17 protein-coding genes are annotated in these 21,768 nt (G+C 66.3%); 15 read left to right on the top strand and 2 right to left on the bottom strand.

Annotation, left to right across the window (positions count from 1 at the left end; genetic code table 11):
• The first annotated feature begins 136 nt into the window (after positions 1 to 136).
• Entirely contained in the window at positions 137 to 496 is a 360-nt protein-coding gene (locus tag QZ634_RS19060) for a DUF2917 domain-containing protein (RefSeq protein ID WP_291991063.1), read from the top strand.
• Between the two features lie 102 nt (positions 497 to 598).
• A complete protein-coding gene (locus QZ634_RS19055) occupies positions 599 to 1,666 on the top strand; it encodes a type IV toxin-antitoxin system AbiEi family antitoxin (protein ID WP_291991062.1) in 1,068 nt (355 codons plus the stop codon).
• A 52-nt stretch (positions 1,667 to 1,718) separates the two neighbouring features.
• On the opposite strand, the gene QZ634_RS19050 is transcribed toward QZ634_RS19055, so the two are convergent.
• Positions 1,719 to 2,294, bottom strand: a complete 576-nt coding sequence (locus QZ634_RS19050) for a YaeQ family protein (protein WP_291991061.1) — start codon at positions 2,292 to 2,294, stop codon at positions 1,719 to 1,721.
• Between the two features lie 257 nt (positions 2,295 to 2,551).
• Between QZ634_RS19050 and QZ634_RS19045 the strand changes: the two genes are divergently transcribed.
• The 11 genes from QZ634_RS19045 (at position 2,552) to QZ634_RS18995 (ending at position 16,782) form a co-directional block, all read left to right on the top strand.
• A complete protein-coding gene (locus QZ634_RS19045; protein ID WP_291991060.1) occupies positions 2,552 to 5,545 on the top strand; it encodes a CHASE domain-containing protein in 2,994 nt (997 codons plus the stop codon).
• Positions 5,535 to 5,924, top strand: a complete 390-nt coding sequence (locus QZ634_RS19040) for a response regulator (RefSeq protein WP_291991099.1) — start codon at positions 5,535 to 5,537, stop codon at positions 5,922 to 5,924. The genes QZ634_RS19045 and QZ634_RS19040 overlap by 11 nt, the downstream gene beginning before the upstream one ends.
• Positions 5,917 to 6,330 (top strand): Hpt domain-containing protein, encoded by a 414-nt coding sequence (locus QZ634_RS19035; protein ID WP_291991059.1) that lies wholly within the window; start codon positions 5,917 to 5,919, stop codon positions 6,328 to 6,330. The genes QZ634_RS19040 and QZ634_RS19035 overlap by 8 nt, the downstream gene beginning before the upstream one ends.
• Entirely contained in the window at positions 6,327 to 8,357 is a 2,031-nt protein-coding gene (locus QZ634_RS19030) for a GAF domain-containing protein (RefSeq protein WP_291991058.1), read from the top strand. The genes QZ634_RS19035 and QZ634_RS19030 overlap by 4 nt, the downstream gene beginning before the upstream one ends.
• Entirely contained in the window at positions 8,357 to 9,013 is a 657-nt protein-coding gene (locus tag QZ634_RS19025; protein ID WP_291991057.1) for a response regulator transcription factor, read from the top strand. The genes QZ634_RS19030 and QZ634_RS19025 overlap by 1 nt, the downstream gene beginning before the upstream one ends.
• A 128-nt stretch (positions 9,014 to 9,141) precedes the next feature.
• On the top strand, positions 9,142 to 9,507 hold the full coding sequence (locus tag QZ634_RS19020) for a response regulator (RefSeq protein WP_291991056.1): 366 nt from the start codon (positions 9,142 to 9,144) through the stop codon (positions 9,505 to 9,507).
• The gene (locus QZ634_RS19015; protein ID WP_291991055.1) at positions 9,504 to 12,596 is read left to right on the top strand and encodes an EAL domain-containing protein; all 3,093 of its coding nucleotides are present in this window, start codon (positions 9,504 to 9,506) and stop codon (positions 12,594 to 12,596) included. Before QZ634_RS19020 ends, QZ634_RS19015 begins: the two co-directional genes overlap by 4 nt.
• Before the next feature lie 124 nt (positions 12,597 to 12,720).
• The gene (locus QZ634_RS19010) at positions 12,721 to 13,536 is read left to right on the top strand and encodes an amino acid ABC transporter substrate-binding protein (protein ID WP_291991054.1); all 816 of its coding nucleotides are present in this window, start codon (positions 12,721 to 12,723) and stop codon (positions 13,534 to 13,536) included.
• Between the two features lie 309 nt (positions 13,537 to 13,845).
• Positions 13,846 to 14,499, top strand: a complete 654-nt coding sequence (locus QZ634_RS19005; RefSeq protein ID WP_291991053.1) for an amino acid ABC transporter permease — start codon at positions 13,846 to 13,848, stop codon at positions 14,497 to 14,499.
• A gap of 4 nt (positions 14,500 to 14,503) precedes the next feature.
• Positions 14,504 to 15,256 (top strand): amino acid ABC transporter ATP-binding protein, encoded by a 753-nt coding sequence (locus QZ634_RS19000; protein ID WP_291991098.1) that lies wholly within the window; start codon positions 14,504 to 14,506, stop codon positions 15,254 to 15,256.
• Positions 15,257 to 15,420: 164 nt separating this feature from the next.
• Positions 15,421 to 16,782, top strand: a complete 1,362-nt coding sequence (locus tag QZ634_RS18995) for a sodium-dependent transporter (protein WP_291991097.1) — start codon at positions 15,421 to 15,423, stop codon at positions 16,780 to 16,782.
• Between the two features lie 32 nt (positions 16,783 to 16,814).
• Here QZ634_RS18995 and QZ634_RS18990 read toward each other — a convergent pair whose 3' ends face one another.
• Positions 16,815 to 17,651, bottom strand: coding sequence for a DMT family transporter (locus tag QZ634_RS18990; RefSeq protein ID WP_291991052.1), 837 nt, complete (start codon positions 17,649 to 17,651; stop codon positions 16,815 to 16,817).
• A gap of 266 nt (positions 17,652 to 17,917) precedes the next feature.
• Between QZ634_RS18990 and QZ634_RS18985 the strand changes: the two genes are divergently transcribed.
• Positions 17,918 to 21,373 (top strand): PAS domain S-box protein, encoded by a 3,456-nt coding sequence (locus tag QZ634_RS18985; protein ID WP_291991051.1) that lies wholly within the window; start codon positions 17,918 to 17,920, stop codon positions 21,371 to 21,373.
• 206 nt (positions 21,374 to 21,579) lie between these two features.
• Entirely contained in the window at positions 21,580 to 21,765 is a 186-nt protein-coding gene (locus QZ634_RS18980; protein ID WP_043567319.1) for a prepilin-type N-terminal cleavage/methylation domain-containing protein, read from the top strand.
• Positions 21,766 to 21,768: the final 3 nt, after the last annotated feature.

Raw genomic sequence — 21,768 nt, 5'->3', positions numbered from 1 at the left:
TTGTTGCTGATCTCGATCGGTACAGTTTGCAAGGTAGAAAATTGTGCTGGTCACAATTTTGCCTTTTTGTAACTGTATTATCAAGGCCGGCCGGCCTACACTGTGTCGCATCGGAACAGAAACACGGGAGCTGGCCATGGACTTCGATTTGTACAACAGCGAGTTGTATCTCGCTCACAACGCACCGATCAGGCTGATGTCGGCCAGAGGCGTGCGCGTCATCTGCACCGCAGGCCGGGTCTGGCTGACCGTCGAAGGTGAAGCCGGCGATATCCTGCTCGCCGCCGGCGAGAGCCACCTGGTGCGCGGCAGCGGACTCGCCCTGCTCGAGGCCATTGGCAAGGGGCGCGTTCGCTTCGAGCCGGCGGCGAAGCCGTGGCAGCGGCTGTTGCTCGCTCCCGTGCACGGAATCTGGCAGCGGCTTCGTGGCTCGCCACTCCTCGACCGCCACCCGGGAAGCCCGCTGCCTCTTTGTTCGCGGCAGGTCGGAGCCTGAGGTCTGCGCGCACTGCCAGTCATGAACAAGCAGGAATATTGAACGCTGGCGGCTCTGCGTTCATAATCGCGACTTGTTCATGACTTGCGGTGGTGGCCAGGAATGAGCGAGTACGAGCAGGAGACCCTTCTCGACACCGTCGTACAAGCGCTGCGCGGGCATGGCTTGACGGTCGAGGTGCATAGCCCGGCCGGCGACGAGCGGCAAGCGTCGGCGACTTGCCTGACGATCAGCAAGGGGAGGAGCGGCCATGACTTCATGGCCCTGGTCAAGGGCCGGCTGACGCCCGAGTCCCTCGGCGCCGTGCTGGCGCAACTACGCCACGCGAGCGGCGGCGGCCGGCCTTCGCCACTGTTGCTCACCCCCTGCGTGACGGCGCCACTGGCCGATCAACTGCGTGAACAGGAGCAGCCATTCGCCGATGGCGCGGGCAACGCCTACCTCGAGGGGGGTGGCCTTTTTGTCTTTGTCAGCGGGCGCAAGCTGCGCTCCAGGGACTTCGCCGCGCGAGCCAGCCGCCGCTTCCCCATTGCCCGGCTGAAGGTGCTCTTCGCCTTGCTCTGCGATCCGCAGTTGGCCACGGCGCCGTATCGCAGGATTGCCGCTGCTGCCGACGTCGCCCTTGGCTCACTGCCGGCGGTCGTCGCCGACCTGCAGCAGCACGGCGCCCTGGTGGTCACCGGCAAACAGCGTTGCCTTGTCGCCAGCAAGCGTCTGCTCGACGAGTGGGCGCAGGGGTATGCGCTCGGCCTGCGCGGCAAGACGCTCAGCGACCGCTATCTGGCACAGCACTTCGACGACTGGCGTGCATGGTCACTGAACCCCGCGCACGCGCGCTGGGGTGGTGAGGCGGCGGCCGCTCTGCTGCTCGGCGAGCTGATGCCGAATGGGCGGATACCCGGCGTGCTGACCCTCTACGGTGACAAGCTGCCTGCGCGCCTGCTTGCCGAGCAGGGGATCGAAGCCGCCGGTCCGGCGGCGTACGAGCACCTGGTCGAGTTGCGCAAGCCTTTCTGGGGCGCCTCGCTGCTCGCCGGCGACGAGGCCGCTGCCACGGTACCACTGGCACTGACCTATGCCGACCTGCTGGCGACCGGCAACGCGCGCTGTATCGAAGCGGCCGAAATGATCTATAACATGCGCCTCGCCGGACGCTTTCCGCCGCACTGAGCGCCGCTGTGCGCCCTTCCTGTGCGCTTGTGACCAGTGCGCACCTGCGCGCTCAGCGCCCGTTTGCTGATGCCTGCTTGCCCGGGCGGGAATTCATCCACGCTGCCGGCTCGACGCTGACGTTGTTGCCGGCAGCGCTCAGCCAGATGCCGCCATCGCCGACCATGCAGGTGATGCTCATGCCGCGTTGGCTGAGGGCGGCAAGTTCGCCGGTCGTGGCGCGCGTCAGCTCGAAGACGCTGAGGTTGTCGAAGCGCTCGAGCGCCTGGCCGACCCTGGCCCACCAGAGGCCTGCCTTGCTGCCACCATAGGCATAGACGACCACTTGCCGCGCGCGGCCGCAGGCCTTGCGCAGATGTCTTTCGTCGGGCAGGCCGACGTCGATCCACAGGTCAATTTCGTTGGTCGCTGATTTTTGCCAGAGATCGGGTTCGCCTTCGGTGGACAGCCCGGTGGTGAACTGCAGGCTTTCGCTGGCATTCAGGGCGAACGCCAGGAGGCGCACCATCATGCGTTCGTCGGTTTCCGAGGGGTGGCGGGCGATGGTCAGGGCGTGCGTCGCGTAGTAGCCGCGATCGGTGTCGGAGACGGTGAGTTCAGCTTTGAAAATGGTCGCTTTCAGTGGCATGTGCGGGCTCCCTTGAAGGCCGCCAGTGTGCGCGAAAGGCGGCACTCGAACAAGCTGCCGATCGATCAGGCGGCGGCAGACGACGATTGCCGGAGGAGGCGCCGCGCGGCGGGCCAGGACCTTGATTGACCGTGGTTCACTGTCACACCTATACTGGCAACGCGGTTATTGAACGATTGCCACCCGGGAGGGTGCTGTGCGTCGGGCCGGCGGTGTCGCCGTGCGGCGATTGATCGGGCAAGCGGCGGAGGGCATTGATGGCATTGTTCAGCATTCAACGCAGCGCACTGCTTTCGCTCTTCGCTGGTCTGGCGCTTACCGTCTGGGCGGCGCAGTGGGCCGCCGGCGTTGCCGAAAGCGAGGCCAGGCACGAATTCCAGCAGGCGGCGGCGATCCGCACCCTCCAGCTCAAGGAACGACTCGATGCCTACGAAGGTGTCCTGCGTGGCCTGCAGGGCTTCTTCGCGGGCTCCGAGGAGGTCGACCGTGGCGAGTTCCATCGCTATATCGTGCGTCTCGAACTCAAGCAGGACCTTCCCGGCGTCCAGGTGGTCGGTTTCGCGCGGTGGGTGCCACTTGCGGAACGCGAGGCCTTCATCACTGCGGTTCGTTCCGATCGGCGGCTGCTCGCCGAGGGCTATCCGACGTTTGCGATTCGCCCGCCAGGCGAGCGGCCGGAGTACCTGGTCATCGATTACACCGAGCCGCCGCAGGGCAACGAAGCTGCTTTCGGCCTTGATCTACTCAGCGAAAGCGAGCGTCGGAGCGCCGCCGAGAGGGCGCGCGCGAGTGGTGCAGCCGCTGCAACCGCGCCAATCACCCTGGTCCAGGAGACCGGGCGTCAGAGCAGCTTCCTGCTGCTCCTGCCGATCTATCGCAACGGGGCCTCGCTGCTGACCATCGAAGAGCGCTGGGCGGCCTTTGTCGGCGTCGTCTATGCCGCCTTCCGGGTGGGGGATCTGGCCCGTGGCGTGTTCGGCGAGGATGCCGAGCGTCTCGACCTGAGGATCGATGACGTCGGCCTGGTTGGCGTGGCCGGCGGTGCCGTCGCCGACGCGCAGCCCCTCCTGCGCCTGATGCCGTCGGCGATCCGCTCGTCGCCGGCGCCCTTCAGCAGCGAAACGCTATTCGACTTTGCCGGCCGACAGTGGCGATTGCGCATCGACGCCGTCGACGCGCCGGCGGCGGTCAAGCGCACCGCCACTGCCGTACTCGCCGGCGGTGCGCTGATCAGCGCCCTCGTTTTCGCGCTCCTGCAGTCGTTTTCCGGGTCGCGGGCGCGCGCGCTCACGCTGGCCGACGCCATGACCCACGAGCTGCGCGAATCCGAGGCACGCACGCGCGCGGTGCTCGACAACACGCTCGATGCGATCATTACGATCGACGAGCAAGGACTTGTCGAAAGCTTCAACCTGGCCGCCGAGAACCTGTTCCGCTACCGCACGGAGGAGGTGCTCGGGCGCAACGTCAGGATGCTGATGCCCGCGCCCTACGCCGGCGAGCATGACGGCTACCTCAGTGCCTATCGGCGAACCGGGGTGCGCAAGATCATCGGCATCGGCCGCGAAGTCGTCGGCAAGCGTTCCGACGGCAGTTGTTTTCCGATGGAACTGGCGGTCACCGAGGTGATCGTGAACGACCGCCGGCGCTTCATCGGGCTGGTACGCGACATCTCCGAGCGCAAGAAGATGGAGCAGCTCAAAAACGAGTTCGTATCCACGGTCAGCCATGAGTTGCGCACGCCGCTGACGTCGATTCGCGGCTCCCTCGGTCTGCTCGAGGGCGGCATTGCGGGTGAGTTGCCGACGCAGGCGAAAGCGCTGATCGGAATCGCGGCGACCAACTGCGATCGGCTGGTCGACCTGATCAACGATATTCTCGATGTGGAAAGGATCGCTTCGGGCCGGATGAGCTTCCAGTTTGCGACGCAGCCGCTGCTGCCCCTGATCGAGCAGGCGGTCGCGGCCAACCAGGGCTTTGCCGTACAACACGACGTGAAGCTGGCCATCGTCGCCCGCCTCGCCGAGGGCAGCGTGCACATCGACGCCGATCGCCTTCTGCAGGTGCTCGCCAATCTGCTCTCCAACGCCGCCAAGTTCTCGCCGCCCGGCGAGACGGTCGATGTCTCGCTGCGCCGCCGCGGCGATCGCCTGCGCATCGAAGTCGCCGATCGTGGCCCGGGGATCCCGGAGGAGTTTCGTGCGCGAATTTTCGACAAGTTTTCACAGGCCGACGGATCGACGACGCGTGCCAAGGGCGGTTCGGGTCTCGGCCTGTCGATCTCGCGGGCGCTGGTCGAGCGCATGGGCGGCGAGATCGGTTTCAGCAGCGAGCCAGGTCACGGCGCCTGCTTCTGGTTCGAGTTGCCGGAGGTCGCGCCGCTGTCGGGCACAGTACTGGCTGATGAGGGCGGCGTCGGCGGCGAGGCGAGCGCCGACACGCCACGGGTGCTCGTTTGCGAGGACGATACCGACGTCGCGCAGCTTCTGGCGATCTTGTTGCAGCGTGCCGGCTATCAGGTCGATCATGCACCGAGCGCAGCGATGGCTCGCGAGCTTCTCGCCAGCCGTCAGTACGCGGCGATGACCCTGGAGCTCGGCCTGCCCGATGAGACGGGCATCGAGTTGCTGACCAGCCTGCGCGCGTCCAAGGGGGGGTTCGAGGTGCCGGTGGTCGTCGTGTCGGGGTCGCCGGATCTGGTGACCCCGGGGCTCGGCGGCGCGCTGGCGGTGGTCGACTGGCTCGACAAGCCGGTCGACGCGCAGCGGCTCTCGGCCGCGCTGAAGCGCGCCATCCGCGGCACAGCGTCGCAACCGACGCGCATCCTGCACGTCGAGGACGATGTCGATCTGGTGCACATCGTTGCCGCCCAGTTCGGATCTCGGGCAGAAATCATCGAAGCGCGTACGCTGTCCACTGCCAAGGCCGAGTTGGCCACGCGGACCTTCGATGTCGTGATCCTCGATCTTGGCCTGCCCGACGGCTCCGGGCTGGAACTGCTGCCGCTGATCCAGGGTTTGGCGCATCCGCCGCCGGTGGTCGTCTTTTCCGCCAGCGACGCCGCGACGCCACTCGCTGCGCAGCAGGCGGTCGCCGCCAGCCTCGTCAAGTCGCGTACCTCCAACGAGCGGCTGGTGCAGATCGTGCGCGGGTTGACGCCGTCGGCGGCGTCGGCTGAACCGGGCCGGCGTGCTCGGTTGGCAGGCGAAGACGTGACGAAGAACGAGAAGGAGAACGATGATGAGTGCTAGCCTGCAACGGATTCTCTACGTCGAGGACGAGGTCGACATTCGCACGGTCGCCAAGCTGGCGCTCGAAGCGGTCGGCGGCTTTGCGGTCGAGGTCGCTTCCTCCGGCGACGAGGCGCTGCTGCGGGTGCGCGAATTCGTCCCTGATCTGCTGTTGCTCGACGTCATGATGCCGGGCATGGACGGGCCGGCGACCTTGCGTGCCGTACGCGCGCTGTCCGAAACCGAGGCCGTGCCGGCGATCTTCATGACCGCGCGAGCGCTGCCCGGCGAGATCGCCGCGCTCAAGGCCGAGGGTGCCCTGGGCGTGATCACCAAGCCCTTCGATCCGATGGCTCTGGCCGATCAGGTGCGTGCGCTCTGGGAGGCTCGCGATGGCTGAACTGCCCGCCGCTGCCGCCGCCCAGCTGGCGGCGCAACTGGCCGCGCTTGGCGAGGAGTTCCAGCGCTCGCTGCCGGCGCGCCTGCGCCAGCTTGAGGCTGCGTCGATGGCGCTGGGGAAGGACTGGCAGGCCTGGGACGAGAGCGACGAGGCGGCGCTGCGCGAACTGAGTGCCGCCGCGCATGGCCTCGCCGGGGCGGCGGGAACCTTCGGTCACCCCGTCCTTGGCGCCACGGCGCTGGCGATCGAGGAACTGGCGCGGCAGCTGGACGCCAACCCGGCGGCGCGCGTGGACAGCGCCAGGGACGCGTTGTATCGCCTTCTGACCACGCTGAGGGCGGCGGCGGACAGCTCGCCGCCTGCCGTTACGGCGCCGGCCGGAGCACTCTCGGGAGCCAGGAAATGAACACGAGCATGCCGGCGGGCAAACGCATCCTGGTCGTCGAGGACGACCCCCTCGTCGCCCGGGCGCTGGCGCTGCGACTCGCCGCGCTGGGTTACCTCATTGCCGGGCCGGTGGCCTCCGGCGAAGAGGCAGTGGCCGTGGCGGCGCGTGAACGGCCTGACCTGGTATTGATGGACATTGTCCTGCCCGGCGGCGTAGATGGCATCGATGCGGCGCGGGTGATCCTCGACGAGCAGCGGGTGCCGCTGCTCTATCTGACCGCGTATTCGGACGAGGAGCGCTTCGCGCGCGCCCGCATCACTGCGCCGCATGCCTATCTGATCAAACCCTGCAACGATCGCGAGTTGCAATTGGCGATCGAGCTGGCGCTGCAGCGGCACCAGCACGAGGCCTTGTTGCGTGTCGAAGCCGAGCGCCAGGAGCGGCGCATCGATGAACTGGCGGCGACGCTCTCGGCGCTGGTCGAGGGATCGACCGACTGCATCTTCGCCAAGGCTGCCGATGGCCGCTACCTCCTCTGCAACCGCGCGTTCGAGCGCTTGCTCGGGCGACAGCGCAAGGACATTCTCGGCCACGGCGACGCGGATTTCTTTCCCGCCGAGACGGCGGCGCGCCGGCGCGCCGACGACCAGCGTCTGATGGCGGCGGCGGTGACCGAGACCTGCGAGGAAATCATCCGCGCTGCCGACGGCGGCGAGCGCACCTATCTGACCACCAAGGGCTGTCTGCAGATTGCTGGCCAGACGGTTGGCGTCTTTGCCATTGCCCGCGACATCAGCGAACGCAAGGAGGCAGAAAGGCGCCTGCGGCGGCTGAGCGGTTTCTTCAACGCCGTTGCGCAGACCAATCAGGCGGTCATGCACGCCGAGTCGGCCGGGACGCTGCTCGTCGATGCCTGCCGGATCGTCGTTCGCCACGGCGAAGTCGATGGTGCCTGGATCGGCCTGCTCGACACCGATGGCTGGATCGGCGTCGTTGCCGATTCCGGCATCGCCGGCGAATATCTGCGCGGCCTGCGCATTTCGATCGACGCCCAGCAGGAGCAGGGGCATGGCCCGGACGGTGCCGCCATGCGCGCTGGTCGGCCGGCGATCTGCAATGACTTCGTCAGCGACCCGCGCACCGGCCCCTGGCAGGAACGCGCCCGGGCGGCGGGAATCGCCGCCTCGGCGGCGTTTCCGCTCCAGCGCGCTGGCGCCGTGGTCGGCGTCTTCAGCCTCTACGCCGGCGAAGTCGGTTATTTTGACGAGGAGTTGATCGAGCTGCTCGCGGAGTTGGCCAGCGACATTTCGTTCGCCCTCGAAAAATTCAGCGCCGACGAGCACCGGCGGCGCGCCGAGGCCGACTTGCGCAGCGCTCTCGCGCGCCTGCACGAGGTCTCGGCTCGGCTCATCGGCGTGCAGGAAGACGAGCGGCGGCGTCTGGCCCGCGACCTGCACGACGATATCGGGCAGAACCTGACGATGATCAAGATCGTGCTCCTGGGCATGCGCCGCTGGTCTGCCGCTGGCGAGCAGGACGAAATCCACGAGGCTGCCGATATTGCCGACCGGACCCTGCAGCGCGTACGCGCCCTGTCGGTCGAGCTGCGCCCGCCGCAGCTCGACGACCTGGGCCTGGTGCCGGCGCTGCGTGCACACCTCGGCAATACCTGCCGCCATGCCGGAATCCAGGCCAGCTTCATCGCCGACGACGGCCTGCCGTCGCCGCCGGAGGATATTGCCATCACCTGCTTCCGCATTGCCCAGGAAGCGCTGAACAACGTCATCCGCCATGCCGGCGCGAGTGCGGTGGTGCTCGAGTTGCGCCTTGCGCAAGGCGCGCTGATCCTCTCCTTGCGTGACGATGGCTGTGGCTTTGATGCCGCGGCGGCATTTGCCGGCGCGGCGCGTGGCACGAGCCTCGGCCTGCTCTCGATGCAGGAGCGCGCCACGCTTGCCGGCGGCCAGCTCGAGGTGCGCTCGCAGCCCGCGCAGCATGCCGGCAGCGAGGTGCGTGTGACGCTGCCGCTGCCCGGAGCGACTTGATGAGCGACTGTATACGCGTCGTTCTCGCCGACGATCACCACCTGGTCCGTGCCGGCATCCGTTCGCTGCTCGGCGCCTTCAGCGGCGTCGAAGTGGTCGGTGAAGCCGACGATGGCGCTACGGCCATCGCTCGCGTCGGCGAGTGCCTGCCCGATTTGTTGCTCATCGACATCGCCATGAAGGGCATGAGCGGACTGGTGGCGAGCGCCGAAATCCATCGTCTCTATCCGGCCGTGCGGGTGATGGTGCTGTCGATGCACGCCGACGCCGAGTACGTCATGGAGGCGCTGCAGGTCGGCGCTGTCGGCTACCTGATCAAGGACGCCGCGCCGGTCGAGCTCGAACTCGCGCTGCGCGCGGTGATGCGCGGTGAGACGTGGCTGTCGCCGAGCGTCTCGCGACAGGTCGTCGACGGCTACCTTGCCCGCGGCAAAGGCGAGCCACCGGCCGCCGACGCCCTGACGCCGCGCCAAAGCGAGATCCTGTGCCGTATCGCCGCCGGTCACGGGGCCAAGGAAATCGCTTTCGACCTCGGCATCAGCGCCAAGACCGTCGAGTCGCACCGTGCCCAGATCATGGAGCGGCTGGACATTCACGATGTGGCGGGGCTGACCCGCTATGCGATCCGCAACGGACTTGTGTCCGCCGCCGACTAGGCTCGCCGGCACCCGAGCGCCCCGGCGCCGGGCGGGATTTTTCTGGTCGCCTCTAGGGGATCGCCCGATGGCGCCAGGCCACCACTTCCACCAGACTGAGCACATGTTCAGACGAAGGGGTGATGGTCATGAGTGTGGTCCGGGTGCTGTTGGTCGATGATTGTCCCGAGTTCCGCAAGTTGCTGGCGCGCATGCTGCGCGGGCTGGGTTTCGAAATAGCCGCCAGCGTCGGCTCCGGCGAGGAAGCGCTGCAGGTCCTGGGCAGCGAGCGCCCGGATGTCGTCATTCTCGATATCGCGATGCCCGGCCTGAACGGTCTCGAGACCGCACAGCGCATCCGCGAGGTGGACGCGGACATCAAGTTGCTGGTCGTTTCCCTGCACTCGACGCCGGAGTATCGGGCTGCGGCCGCAGCGGTCGGCGTCGACGCCTACGTCTGCAAGGCCAATCTGGTGCCTGAATTGCCGCGCGTGCTGGCGGAGCTAAGCGCATGAAGGCCGATGTCCTTCCGATCTCGCCCGAGCATCGCGACGGGCCGCCGGACGCCGGCCAGGAAACGCGCACTCTGACTGCGTTGGCGGCCGCCGAGGCGCGCTACCGCGGCGTACTCGAAACCGCCGCTGACGCTCTGTTTCTGGTCGATTCGGCCGGCAGCATCCTGCTCGCCAATAGCAGCGCAGAACTGATGTTCGGCTATCGTCCTGGCGCCCTGAACGGACTTTGCATCGACCTGCTGGTTCCCGAAGGCAAGCGCGCGGCGCACCGTGGTCACCGCGCCCGCTTCGACGCGCAGCCGCGACACGGCAGCGTGCGCGTTGCGCATCTCCAGGGACAGCGCGGCGATGGCAGCGTGTTCCCCGTCGAGATCAGCCTGAGCCACATCGACGAGGCGTCGGGAAGGATTATCACCTGCGCCGTCCGCGACGTCAGCGAGCGCGACCGCCAGTCGCTGGCGCTGCGCCGGCTGAATGCTACGCTGCGTCTGATCCATGATTGCAATGCGGCGCTGGTGCGCGCCGGTAGCGAGAGCGAGATGATCGCCGGCATCGTTGATCGCCTGCATCGCCAGGGCGGCTATTCGGCGGTGTGGGTCGACCTGGTGGATCGCAGCAGTAGCGATGCGCGACTGGCAGCGGAACCGGCCGCGCTGGTCGCCGCTTCTTCCCTGGCGTCACTGGATGGCGATCTCTGGCGCAGCGGCTTTCGCCAGCAGCTGACGCTGCCTGCCCTGGAGCAGGGGCAGGCGCTGACCTGCCTGTTCGGTTCGGCCGACGGCCCTGACGACTGGAGCAGCGACCTCGCCGACCGCGGCCAGTGCGCCGCAATTGCTCTGCCGCTGGTCGGACGCGGCGTGTCGATCGGTGTGCTCAACCTGCTGACGTCCGATCCGCAAGGCTTCGATGACGACGCCTGTGAGGTGCTCGAAGAGCTCGCCGACGACCTCGCCTACGGAATCTTCGCGCAGCGCGCCGAAGCCGGCATGCTGCTCCTCAAGCGCGCCGTCGAAGCGTCGGCCAACGGCGTCATGATTACCGATGCGGTCGACCCCGCTCACCCGATTACCTATGTCAATCCCGGTTTCGAAGCGATCACCGGCTATGGCGCCGGCGAAGTGCTGGGCAGCAGTGGCCGCTTTCTGCTCGCCGGCGAACTCGATCAGCTGGAGCTCAACGAGTTGCGTCAGGCGCTGCGCGAGCGATGCGGCACGCAGGTGACGCTGCGCTGTCGTCGCAAGGACGGTTCGCCGCTGTGGGCCGAACTGAACGTGGCGCCGGTCTGTTCGCCGGACGGCACGCTCGGCCACTTTGTCAGCGTCTTCCACGATATCAGTGAGCGCCGCCGTTACGAAGAGGAACTCGAACACCAGACCAACCACGATTCGCTGACCGGCCTGGCCAACCGCAACCTGCTGCGCGACCGCGGGCAGCAGGCGATCGCCTATGCCGAACGCCACGATGCCAGGCTGGCTCTGCTGGCGGTCGATATCGACCAGTTCAAGTGGGTCAACAACAGCCTCGGGCACGGTCATGGCGACGAATTGCTGCGTATCGTCGCCGGGCGGCTCGCCGACAGCGTGCGCGAAGGGGACACCGTCGCCCGCCTTGGCGGCGACGAGTTCGTGCTGATCCTTGCCGATCCGCTCGGCGACGGTGAAGTGGCGCGGGTCATCGCGCGCATCCTGGAGAGTGTTGCCCGGCCTGTGGAAATCGACGGCCACGAACTGGCGATCACCTGCAGCGTCGGCGCCAGTCTCTTCCCGCGTGACGGTCGCGATGCGGAGACGCTGCTCAAGAACGCCGACGCGGCGATGCATCGCGCCAAGGCCAGAGGTCGCGGCTCGTTCCACTTCTACCAGGCCGAGATGAACGAGCGTGTTGCCGGGCAGTTGGCCATCGAAGCCGACCTCGGGCGAGCGCTCGAGCGTGGCGAGTTCGAGCTCCACTACCAGCCGCAGGTCGATCTGATCAGCGGCGAAATCGTTGGTGCGGAAGCCCTGCTGCGCTGGCGGCATCCGCTGCGCGGGATGATTTCGCCCAAGGACTTCATCACCCTTGCCGAGGACAGCGGCCTGATCGTGCCGATCGGCCAGTGGGTGATCGAAACCGCCTGCCAGCAGTCACGTGCCTGGCGGGACGCCGGCCTGACGCCACTGCGGCTGGCGGTCAACCTGTCGGCGCGACAGTTCGAGAGTGACGACCTGGCCGAACAGCTGGCTGCGGCAATCGATCGCGCCGGACTGGGCAGCGGTGCGCTGGAAGTCGAACTGACCGAAAGTCTGGCCTTGCAGGACATCGGACGGGTGACCGCAATCCTGAAAAAGATTCGTGCCGCCGGCGTGACGACGGCGATGGACGACTTCGGTACCGGCTTCTCGTCGCTCGCCCATCTGTTGCGCATTACCGTCGACCGCATCAAGATCGACCGCTGCTTCGTGCGTGACATTCTCGGCGACCGGACCGCTGCTGCCGTCGCGCTGGCCGTCATCGCCATGGCCAAGAGCCTGGGAGTGAAGGTCATCGCCGAGGGCGTCGAGAGCGAGGCGCAGCTGAAGTTCCTGCGCGAACGGGGCTGCGACGAAATGCAGGGTTTCTACTTCAACCAGCCCTTGCCGGGCCACGACTTCGAGGTCCTGCTGCGCGAGGCGCGCTGCCTGAGCTTTGCCGCGGCCGGCGCCGCGGATGAGGAGGATGAGGCGTCGCGGACGCTGCTGCTGGTCGACGACGAGACGAACATCACCAACTCGCTGCGCCGGCTGTTGCGCGCCGACCGCTACCGCATCTTCACGGCGAGCAGTGGCATCGAGGGCCTGGAGATCCTCGCCCGCCACCGCGTCGGCGTGATCATCACCGACCAGCGCATGCCGGCGATGTCGGGCAGCGAGTTCATCGCCCGTGCCAGGGCGCTGTTTCCGGATACGGTGCGCATGATCCTCTCCGGATATACCGATCTGCAGTCGGTCACCGACGCGGTGAATCACGGCGAGATCTACCGTTTCATGACCAAGCCCTGGGACGACGCCGAACTGCGTGAAACCGTGCGCGGCGCCTTCGAGCGCTATCGCCGCGACCACGAGCGGAATTGAACTGCCGACGCCGCCGCACGCCAGGGGCGTGGCCGGGGGTTCGGCAGCGACGCGCAGCGCAGGCGGCGCTGGAGTCAGAGCCTGTTATCATGCCGCCCTTTCAACGCATAGCTAGAGAAGAGACATGAAGAAACAGACCTCGCTGGTGATCGTCGCCGTTCTCGCCGCAGCCCTGCTCGCGGCGTGCGGCAAGAAGGAAGCGCCTGCGGCCAGCGCCGCGGCGGCGCCGGCCCCGGCCCCGGCCCCGGTGGCCGCGATCGTCGTCGGACTGGACGACAATTTCCCGCCGATGGGCTTTCGTGACGAGAGCAACACGCTGGTCGGCTTCGACATCGATCTGGCGACCGAGGCCGGCAAGCGCCTTGGCGCCGAGGTGACGTTCAAACCGATCGACTGGAATGCCAAGGAAGCCGAGTTGAGCAGCAAGCGGGTGGATGTGCTGTGGAACGGACTGACGATCACCGAGGCGCGCAAGGAGAAGATCCTGTTCACCACGCCGTACCTCGAAAACCGGCAGATCATCATCGTCACCGACAAGTCGGCGGTGAACAGCAAGGCCGACCTGGCTGGCAAGGTGGTCGGCGTCCAGGACGGCAGCAGCGCCATCGAGGCCATCGAGAAGGATGGCGCGACCGCCAAATCGCTGAAGGAACTCAAGAAGTTCGGCGACAACGTAACGGCGCTGATGGATCTCAGCATTGGTCGACTCGACGCGCTGGTGGTCGACGAGGTCGTCGGGCGTTACTACACGGCCAAAAAACCGGGTGAGTATCGCGTGCTCGAGGAAAACTTCGGCACCGAAGACTACGGCGTGGGGACGCGCAAGGACGATACCGAGCTGATGGCCAGGCTGCAGAAGGCGATGGACGAAATGAAGAGCGATGGTTCCGCCGCTGCGATTTCGAACAAATGGTTCGGCAAGGACATCGTCAAGAAATAGCCCGGCCGCGCACGCTGCGAACAGACCCGGGCCGTGCCGCCGGGCGGTCGCGGCGCTGGTAGACTTGTGGACGGTTTCGTCGCGAAGGCGGCGCCACAGCGAATCCGCACGTCATTGCGAGGAGGAGAAGCCGACGCGGCAATCCAGAGGTTTTACCCTGGGCGTTGTCGATGCGGTGGAAGCGTCGCGAGAGAGTGGCACCGGATTGCCGCCAGGTGGAGCGAAGAGGGGCTTGCTGAAAGTCTTGCCAAGAACGCGACACCTCGACACCTCGCTATCTGCCCCACAGCGGGTGTTGAGAAATAGCGCATGAACTATGTAATCGAAATAATGGGCCCCCTGCTCGAAGGAACGGGGGTCACCCTGCAGGTGTTCATCATCACCTTCGTTCTGGCGGTGCCGCTCGGCCTGTTGCTGGCCTTGCTGCGCGTTTCGCGTTTCACCGTCGTCAGCGCTCTGGTCAACGGCTACATCTGGCTGATGCGTGGCACGCCGTTGATGCTGCAGATGCTGTTCATCTATTTCGCCCTGCCTTTCGTGCCGGTGATCGGAATTCGCCTGCCCGACTTCACGGCGGCGATCGTCGCTTTCGTGCTCAACTACGCGGCGTATTTTGCCGAGATCTTTCGCGCCGGCATCCAGTCGATCGACCGCGGCCAGTACGAAGGTGCGCGCGTGCTCGGTTTGAGCTACACGCAAACCATGCGCCGCATCGTCCTGCCGCAGGTCTTCAAGCGCATCCTGCCGCCGATGAGCAACGAGACGATCACCCTGGTCAAGGACACCTCGCTGATTTACGTGCTGGCCATGAACGACCTGCTGCGCGCCGCGCGCGGCATCGTTCAGCGCGATTTCACGACCACCCCTTTCATCGTCGCCGCGGCTTTCTACCTGGTGATGACACTGGTGCTGACGCTCGCCTTCCAGCGTCTGGAAAGGAAGTACGCGGTGTACGATGAATAGCCCGATGATCCACGCGCTCGACGTGCATAAGCGCTTCGCTGCGGTGGAAGTGCTGCGCGGCGTTTCGCTGGATGTCGGCAAGGGCGAGGTGCTGGCGATCATCGGCCCCTCGGGGTCCGGCAAGAGCACCTTTCTGCGCTGCCTCAACCATCTCGAAACGATCGATCGCGGGCGCATCGACATCGAAGGCGAAACGCTGGTCGGTGCGGACGAAAAGGGGCATTGCCGCTACGTCGCCGACGCCGGGCTGCGGCGCATCTGCCGCAGGATGGGCATGGTCTTTCAGCACTTCAATCTGTTTCCGCATCTGACCGTGCTCGAGAACATCGTCGAGGCGCCGTTGACCGTCAAGGGATTGCGCCGGCAGGAGGTCCTGCCCAAAGCCGACGCGCTGTTGCGCAAGGTCGGCCTGCTCGACAAGCGCGACAGCTATCCGGCGCGGCTTTCGGGGGGCCAGAAGCAGCGCGTGGCGATTGCCCGGGCGCTGGCCATGGAGCCGGACATCATGCTCTTCGACGAGCCGACTTCGGCGCTCGACCCGGAACTCACCGGTGAAGTCCTGCGCACCATCCGCGAGTTGGCCGAAGAGCGGATGACGATGCTGGTGGTGACGCACGAGATGGCCTTTGCCCGCGAGGTGGCCAGCCGCGTCGTCTTCATGGACGGCGGCGAAATCGTCGAAGCGCGTCCGGCGAAGGAGCTCTTTGCCGCTCCCGAACATCCGCGGACGCGGGCGTTTCTGGAGAACATGCTCTAAGTCCGGGAACCGCCTGCGCAGGGCTCAGAAACGAATGGCCAGCAAGGGGCATCGCCCCGGCGGCCCCATTTTCCCCTTGCACGTCGACCGTCGGAGCGGACCATGCGCCCCTCCGACGAGCGCTCACGTGCATGAATATTCAGCATCAGAAAGCACTCGGAGACATGATGAATCAAACTTACCGCGACGGTTTCACCAGCTCCTTCGGCGTCCTGGTGGCGACGCTGGGCTCAGCCGTCGGACTTGGCAATATCTGGAAATTTCCTTCGCTGACCGGTGCCAACGGCGGTGCCGGTTTTCTCCTCGTCTATCTGCTGGCGACGCTGCTCGTCGGCCTGCCGGTGATGATCGTCGAGACCATGCTCGGACGAGCGGCGCGGGCCAACGCGGTGAGCGCTTTCGATCGCGTCGCGCCGTGCGGCCAGTGGTGGTGGAAGAGCATCGGCTGGATGGGTTTCGCGGCGGCGCTGCTGATTCTCGCTTTCTATTCCGAAGTCGCCGGCTGGGTCTACGCCTACGTCTTCAAGGCCATGGCCGGGCAGATCGCCACCACCGATCCGCAGGTGGCCGGCGCCGTGTTCGCCGAGCTGGTGGCCGATCCGCTGAGTTCGCTGCTCTGGCAGTGGGTGGTGCTGGCGGTGACCGGCAGCATCATCATGTTCGGCGTTGCCAGGGGCATCGAGGCGGTGACCCGCAAGTTGATGCCCCTGCTCTTCATCCTGCTGCTCGTGCTCTGCGCGCGCAGCCTGACGCTGCCGGGGGCGAGCGCCGGGCTGAGTTTCCTGTTCAGCCCGGATCTGGCGAAGATCACCCCGGCCGTCGTGCTCACCGCGCTCGGCCTGGCCTTCTTCAAACTGTCCATCGGCATGGGCTGCATGCTCACCTACGGCAGCTATTTTCGCGACAATCAGAACATCCCGCTGACCGCGACGCGGGTCATGTTTGCCGATCTCTCGGTATCGCTGCTCGCCGGCATGGCCATCTTTCCGGCGGTGTTTGCCTTCGGCTTCGAACCCGCCGCCGGGCCATCGCTGGTCTTCATGACCATTCCCGCCGTGTTTACCGCCATGCCCGGCGGAACGCTGTTCATGACCCTCTTCTTCATCCTGACCGCGATCGCCAGCGTCGGCGCCATGCTCTCGCTGCTCGAGGTGCCGGTGGCCATCCTCTCGGAACGTTTTGGCCTGGGTCGCAAGCGCGCCTCGTTGGGCACCATCGCCGCGGTTGCCGCCCTCGGCGTTCCGGCCGCCCTCTCGTCAAGCCTGACCAGCGACCTCAAGGTCTTTGCCATGAATCCCTTCGAACTCTTCGACTTCCTCAGTTCCAATGTCCTCCTGCCGCTCGGCGGGATCATGGTCTGTCTCTTCGTCGGCTGGGTCTATGGACTGCCGGAGATGGCCCGGCAACTGAGTAACGACGGCGCGCTGCGCAACACGCGGCTGGTGAGCGTGCTCTTCCTTCTCGTTCGTTTCGTCGCCCCGCTGTCGATTGCCGCCGTCCTGCTGCATGGATTGAAGCTGTTCTGAGCGCGGCGAGACGCTCCTGGCAGGAGGCCGATTCAGCGGGCGACGGGTTGCTGCGTCGCCGCCAGTCCCGAGACGACGATCAGCGTGATCGCCAGCCACGACCAGCCGTCGTGCGTCTCGTTCCACAGGATGACTCCGAAGAGGCTGGCAAAAACCACCGTGCTGTAGGCCAGGGCCGCGGCGGTCAGCGTCCTCTCCGTGGCGTAGGCGCGCGTCATGGCCAGCTGCGCGGCGGTGGCAAAGGAGGCGACGCCGAGCAGCAGCGCGCCGCTGCGCATGTCGACCGCGTGCCGTTCCGAGAACAGCAGCCACAGCCCGGCGGCGAGCGACGAGAGCAGCGTGAAATAGAAGACGGTGCGCGTTTCCGGCTCGCCGCGCGCGCCGAGTTCCCGGACGCTGAAGTAGGCCATAGCGGCGAGTGCGCCGGAGAGCAGCCCGAGCAGACCGCCGAGCAACTGCTCGGCGTGCAGCGTCGGCTTGAGGAGCAGGGCGACCCCGCTCAGTCCGAGAAGCAAGGCGGCGACGATTCCTGACGTCATGCGCAGTCCGGCGAGCGCCAGATAGCCGGCCAGGAAGATCGCCGAGGTGTAGTTGAGGGTCACTGCGGTGGCCAGCGGCAGCAGGCTGATCGCCGAAAAGTAGGTCACCACCGCCGCGAAGCCGAAGGCGCTGCGGCCGAGCTGCCAGCGCCAGTGCGGCGTGTGCAGCGAAACGCCGCGCAGCCGGGCCAGGGCGAGCATCGGCAAGAGGGCGAGAAAGCTGCGGTAGAAGACGATTTCGACCGCCGAATGGCTTTCTGCGACCAGCTTGACGCAGACCCCCATGGACGCGAAGAGGAGGCTGGCGACGATCATCCAGAGCGACTGCATGGTGCATTTTCCGCGCACGACAAGCGTCCGATTCTACTCCAGGCCGCTCCCCGAGGCGTTTCGCCGCAGCGCCTGGGGTGGCTGGCGAGCGCGCGGCCCGGCAGCTTTCCGTCGATGGCGTTAGACTGTCTTCCTTTGTGAACCGTCGTCCGCTTGCCGCGCGCACGACTTCCACCCCATGAGTCTCCCGATCGAACCGCTGCGCAAAGACGCGACGCGCGCAGTCTGGACGCCGCCGCAGCGTTGCTTCACGCGAGGTGCGTCCCTTGCGCCCTGAACCCCCCCCGGCCCCGCTTTCTGCCCAGGCCGCCGCGTCGGGGCGGCCGCTCTGGCTGTGGCTGGCTTCGCGCTTCGTCCTCGCTGGCGTGCTGCCGCTGCTGCTGGTTGGCGCGCTCCTGCTGGCCGTCTATCTGCCGCAGGCACGGGTGGACATCGACAGTCGTCAGCAGGTGCTTGCCAGCGCCATTTCCGGCCAGGTCGAGCTGCACCTGCTTGGCGCCGAGCGTGAACTGTCGACCATAGCCGCGCACCTTCGCCGGCCAGGCGGTCAGCCGCCGTCGCCGTCGCCGCGTTCGTCGTGGCCGGATGCCCTGGACGCACACCTGGCCGACGGCGACGTATTCACGGCGATCTACGTCGCCGACGCGGATGACGTGGTGCACGCCGTTGGACTTGCCGACGGGCAGGGCCGACAGCGACACCTGTCGAGCACCGATCCAGCGCTCAACGCGGTCATACGCGCGGCGCACGCGCGCGGCGCCGCCGTGTGGTCGGAGGTGCTCAGCGCGTCTGCCAGTGACCCCCCGGCAGCGGTTCTCGCCATTCCGGTCGGCGACGGGACCTTGCTCGGCGAAGTGTCGATCGATCGGCTGGGCGAGCTTCTCGCCCGTCTGCCCGATGCCGCCGGGATGGAGACGATGATTGTGGACCGCCGCGGGCAGTTGGTCGCCGGCGCACAAGCCGGTTCTGGCGCCCGGCAGCGCGAGGTTGCTCCGCTGCCCGGCGTCAGTGGCGGGCAGCCGGAGCTTCCCGCGACGCGGGAGTTCGTGGCCCACGGCGAGCGCTTCATTGGCACCCTGGCGGGCGTTTCGCAACTCGGCTGGTCGGTGCTCGTCGTGCAAGAGCGAAGCGAGGCCCTCGAGCCGTTCATGAGCACTTTCCGGGCGGTGGCAGCCGGCCTGTTGGCGGCGCTGCTGCTGGCCGTCAGTGCGACCTGGATCGCCGCGCGCGGCCTTGCCCGGCGCGTCAGTGGCTACGCGGCGCAAGCGCAGGCGATTGCCGGCGGCGACTACGAGCGCCCCTGGCCAGTGGCGCAGGTCAAGGAACTGGACAGCCTGGCGACGCATCTCGATCGTATGTCAGCGGCCATTCGTCAGCGTGAGCGCGATCTGGCGATCAGCGAAGCGCGCTATCGCTCGCTGATCGGCAATCTTCCCCTGGTCATTTTCCAGTTCGACGCGCAGGGGGTGCTTACGCTCAGCGACGGCAAGGGTCTGCCGAAAGCCGGCCTGATACCCGGCAAAGCGGTCGGCCAGTCGATCTTTTCGCTCTTCCGTGATTACCCCGAGGTCTGCGAGAACGCCCGCCGCGCGCTCGCCGGTGAGACGCTGCATTTCACCCTGCGCGTTCAGGACACCGTTTTCGAGACCTATTTCAATCCCCTGCGCGCTGGCGACGGCGAGCTGGAAGTGATCGGCGTGGCGGTGGATATCAGCGAGCGCGTGCGCGTCGAGGAGCAGCTGCAGCAAGCCAATCTGGTCGTGGAGCACAGCCCGGCGATGCTCTTCCGCTGGCGTGCCGACGAGGGTTGGCCGGCCGTATTCGTTTCCGACAACGTCAGCCAGCTCGGTTATTCGTCGGCAGAGCTGCTCGCTGGACCGATTCGCTTCGCCGCGCTGATCCACCCCGACGACCTGCAACGCGTCGGCGCCGAGGTGCAGGCATTCACGGACCAGGGCGCCGACCACTTTCGGCAGGAATACCGCGTCGTCTGCAGGGACGGGACGATGCGCTGGGTTGACGACCGGACCGCCGTCGAACGCAACGCTGCCGGGCAGGTCACCCATTACCTGGGCGTGGTCATCGACGTCAGCGAAAGCAGGAACGTCGAACAGGCGCTGCGCGAGAGCGAGGCGCGCTACCGGCTGCTCTTCGACAGCAATCCGCATCCGATGTGGGTCTATGACGTGGACACGCTCGCCTTCATGACCGTCAATGATGCTGCCCTGCGCAAGTACGGTTATTCTCGTGAGCAATTCCTGGGCATCACCGTGAGCGACATAAACCTGACCGACGACACCCCGATTCTGCCCGAGGATATCGTCTCGGTCGACGAGATGGGCGACGCTGCGGGGGTGTGGAAACACGTCACCCGGGACGGAGCGATCATCGATGTCGAAATCGTTGCCCATGCGATCACCTATCAGGGGCGTCCGGCGCAACTCGTTCTCGCCGAGGATATCACCGATCGCAGACGTGCCGAGCAGGCGTTGCTGGAGAGCGAGGTGCAATATCGCGAACTGGTCGAAAACGCCAACAGCATCATCCTGCGCTGGAGCCCGGCAGGGCAGATCAATTTCATCAACGACTTCGGTCTGAAGTTCTTCGGCTATTCGGAAGACGAGCTGTTCGGCCAGCACGTGATCGGGACCATCGTTCCGGAGTTTGCCAGCGGTGGCGAGGATCTGCGCGCGCAGATGCAGGACATCTGCCGCAACCCGGAGAGGTTCGAGCGCAATATCAACGAGAACATGCGCCGTGGCGGTGAGCGGGTCTGGGTTTCGTGGACCAACCGGGCGGTAGCCGACGCACACGGCCAGGTCGTCGAGGTGTTCAGCGTCGGTTCCGACATTACCGAGCATCGGCGAGTGGACGAGGAGCTACGCCAGTATCGCGAACACCTCGAGGAACTGGTCGCCGAACGAACCGCCGAGTTGCGCCAGGCAATGGCCCAACTGGTGCAGACGGAAAAACTCGCCGCGCTGGGTCACCTGGTTGCCGGGGTGGCGCACGAACTGAACACCCCGCTGGGCAACGCGCGCGTCGTCGCCGGCGTCCTCGGCGAGCAGTTTCGCGAGTTCTCGGAGGCCATTGCCAGCGGCCGCCTGCGCCGGTCGCAGGTGGACGGATTGCTCAGCCGCGGTCTGGAGGCGGTGGACCTGCTCGAACGCAATACGGCCCGCGCTGCTGAACTGATCGGCTACTTCAAGGAGGTGGCGGTGGATCAGAGCAGCGCCCGCCGGCGCTCGTTCGACCTGCGCAAAACCGTCGCGGCGATGCTCGTCACCCTGCGTCCCGGTTTCAAGCACACGCGTCACCGCATCGACCTGGAAATCCCCGCGTACCTGGAAATGGACAGCTACCCGGGTCCGCTCGAACAGGTCATCGCCAACCTCGTCGGAAACTCGCTGGCGCACGGTTTCGCCGGCATCGACGAGGGGCGCATCGAAATCATGGCGCATACCGTCGCTCCGGATCGGGTCGTTCTGCGCTACGTCGACAACGGCCGGGGAATTCCCGCCGAGGCGCTCAACCGGGTCTTCGAACCCTTCTTCACGACCGGTCTCGGCCAGGGCGGCAGCGGCCTCGGGCTGTACATCGCCTACAACCTGGTGACTGCCGTACTCGGCGGCAGCATCGCCGTCGATAGCCCGCCCGGACACGGCACCCGATTCACGCTGACCCTGCCGCGCTCGGCGCCCGAGCGCGCCGCCGGCAGCTGAGGCGCGCCGGCGCGTTCGCTGGCTGAACTCGTGCCGAGCGGGAGATTGTGACAATTTGCGTCAGTCGAGTGACGCAAGGTGACCGAGTCGATCGCTGCCGTGTGCGGAAAGTCACGCTTTTGCGGGCTTTTTGAGTCCTGGCACGGAACTTGATACTGCTTATATCAACGGATTGTCCGTTGCACTCACTGGAAGGGGTTCCCACCATGAAGAAGCTGCAAAAAGGCTTTACCTTGATCGAGCTGATGATCGTCGTCGCGATCATCGGTATTCTCGCCGCCATCGCGATTCCCCAGTTCTCGGATTACACCCGCAAGGGCGAAGACAAGGCTGCGCAGTCGGATGCCCGGAATATTCTCACGGCAGCCGTCGTTGCCTCGTCCCCGGATTGATTC

Origin of the sequence: Candidatus Accumulibacter sp. ACC007, assembly GCF_907163205.1 — a bacterium.
Classification (GTDB): Bacteria; Pseudomonadota; Gammaproteobacteria; order Burkholderiales; family Rhodocyclaceae; genus Accumulibacter; species Accumulibacter regalis.
Note: the sequence above shows the minus strand (reverse complement) of the source record. Positions and strands in the feature narration are given on the sequence as shown.

Bases quoted from the DNA above. Each gene is read 5' to 3' on its own strand.
- QZ634_RS19030 (WP_291991058.1), top strand. From the start codon at position 6,327: ATGAACACGAGCATGCCGGCGGGCAAACGCATCCTGGTCGTCGAGGAC.
- QZ634_RS18980 (WP_043567319.1), top strand. From the start codon at position 21,580: ATGAAGAAGCTGCAAAAAGGCTTTACCTTGATCGAGCTGATGATCGTC.
- QZ634_RS19050 (WP_291991061.1), bottom strand. From the start codon at position 2,294: ATGCCACTGAAAGCGACCATTTTCAAAGCTGAACTCACCGTCTCCGAC.
- QZ634_RS19000 (WP_291991098.1), top strand. From the start codon at position 14,504: ATGATCCACGCGCTCGACGTGCATAAGCGCTTCGCTGCGGTGGAAGTG.
- QZ634_RS18990 (WP_291991052.1), bottom strand. From the start codon at position 17,651: ATGCAGTCGCTCTGGATGATCGTCGCCAGCCTCCTCTTCGCGTCCATG.
- QZ634_RS19025 (WP_291991057.1), top strand. From the start codon at position 8,357: ATGAGCGACTGTATACGCGTCGTTCTCGCCGACGATCACCACCTGGTC.
- QZ634_RS19010 (WP_291991054.1), top strand. From the start codon at position 12,721: ATGAAGAAACAGACCTCGCTGGTGATCGTCGCCGTTCTCGCCGCAGCC.
- QZ634_RS19035 (WP_291991059.1), top strand. From the start codon at position 5,917: ATGGCTGAACTGCCCGCCGCTGCCGCCGCCCAGCTGGCGGCGCAACTG.
- QZ634_RS19040 (WP_291991099.1), top strand. From the start codon at position 5,535: ATGAGTGCTAGCCTGCAACGGATTCTCTACGTCGAGGACGAGGTCGAC.
- QZ634_RS18995 (WP_291991097.1), top strand. From the start codon at position 15,421: ATGATGAATCAAACTTACCGCGACGGTTTCACCAGCTCCTTCGGCGTC.
- QZ634_RS19020 (WP_291991056.1), top strand. From the start codon at position 9,142: ATGAGTGTGGTCCGGGTGCTGTTGGTCGATGATTGTCCCGAGTTCCGC.
- QZ634_RS19055 (WP_291991062.1), top strand. From the start codon at position 599: ATGAGCGAGTACGAGCAGGAGACCCTTCTCGACACCGTCGTACAAGCG.
- QZ634_RS19005 (WP_291991053.1), top strand. From the start codon at position 13,846: ATGAACTATGTAATCGAAATAATGGGCCCCCTGCTCGAAGGAACGGGG.
- QZ634_RS19045 (WP_291991060.1), top strand. From the start codon at position 2,552: ATGGCATTGTTCAGCATTCAACGCAGCGCACTGCTTTCGCTCTTCGCT.
- QZ634_RS19015 (WP_291991055.1), top strand. From the start codon at position 9,504: ATGAAGGCCGATGTCCTTCCGATCTCGCCCGAGCATCGCGACGGGCCG.
- QZ634_RS19060 (WP_291991063.1), top strand. From the start codon at position 137: ATGGACTTCGATTTGTACAACAGCGAGTTGTATCTCGCTCACAACGCA.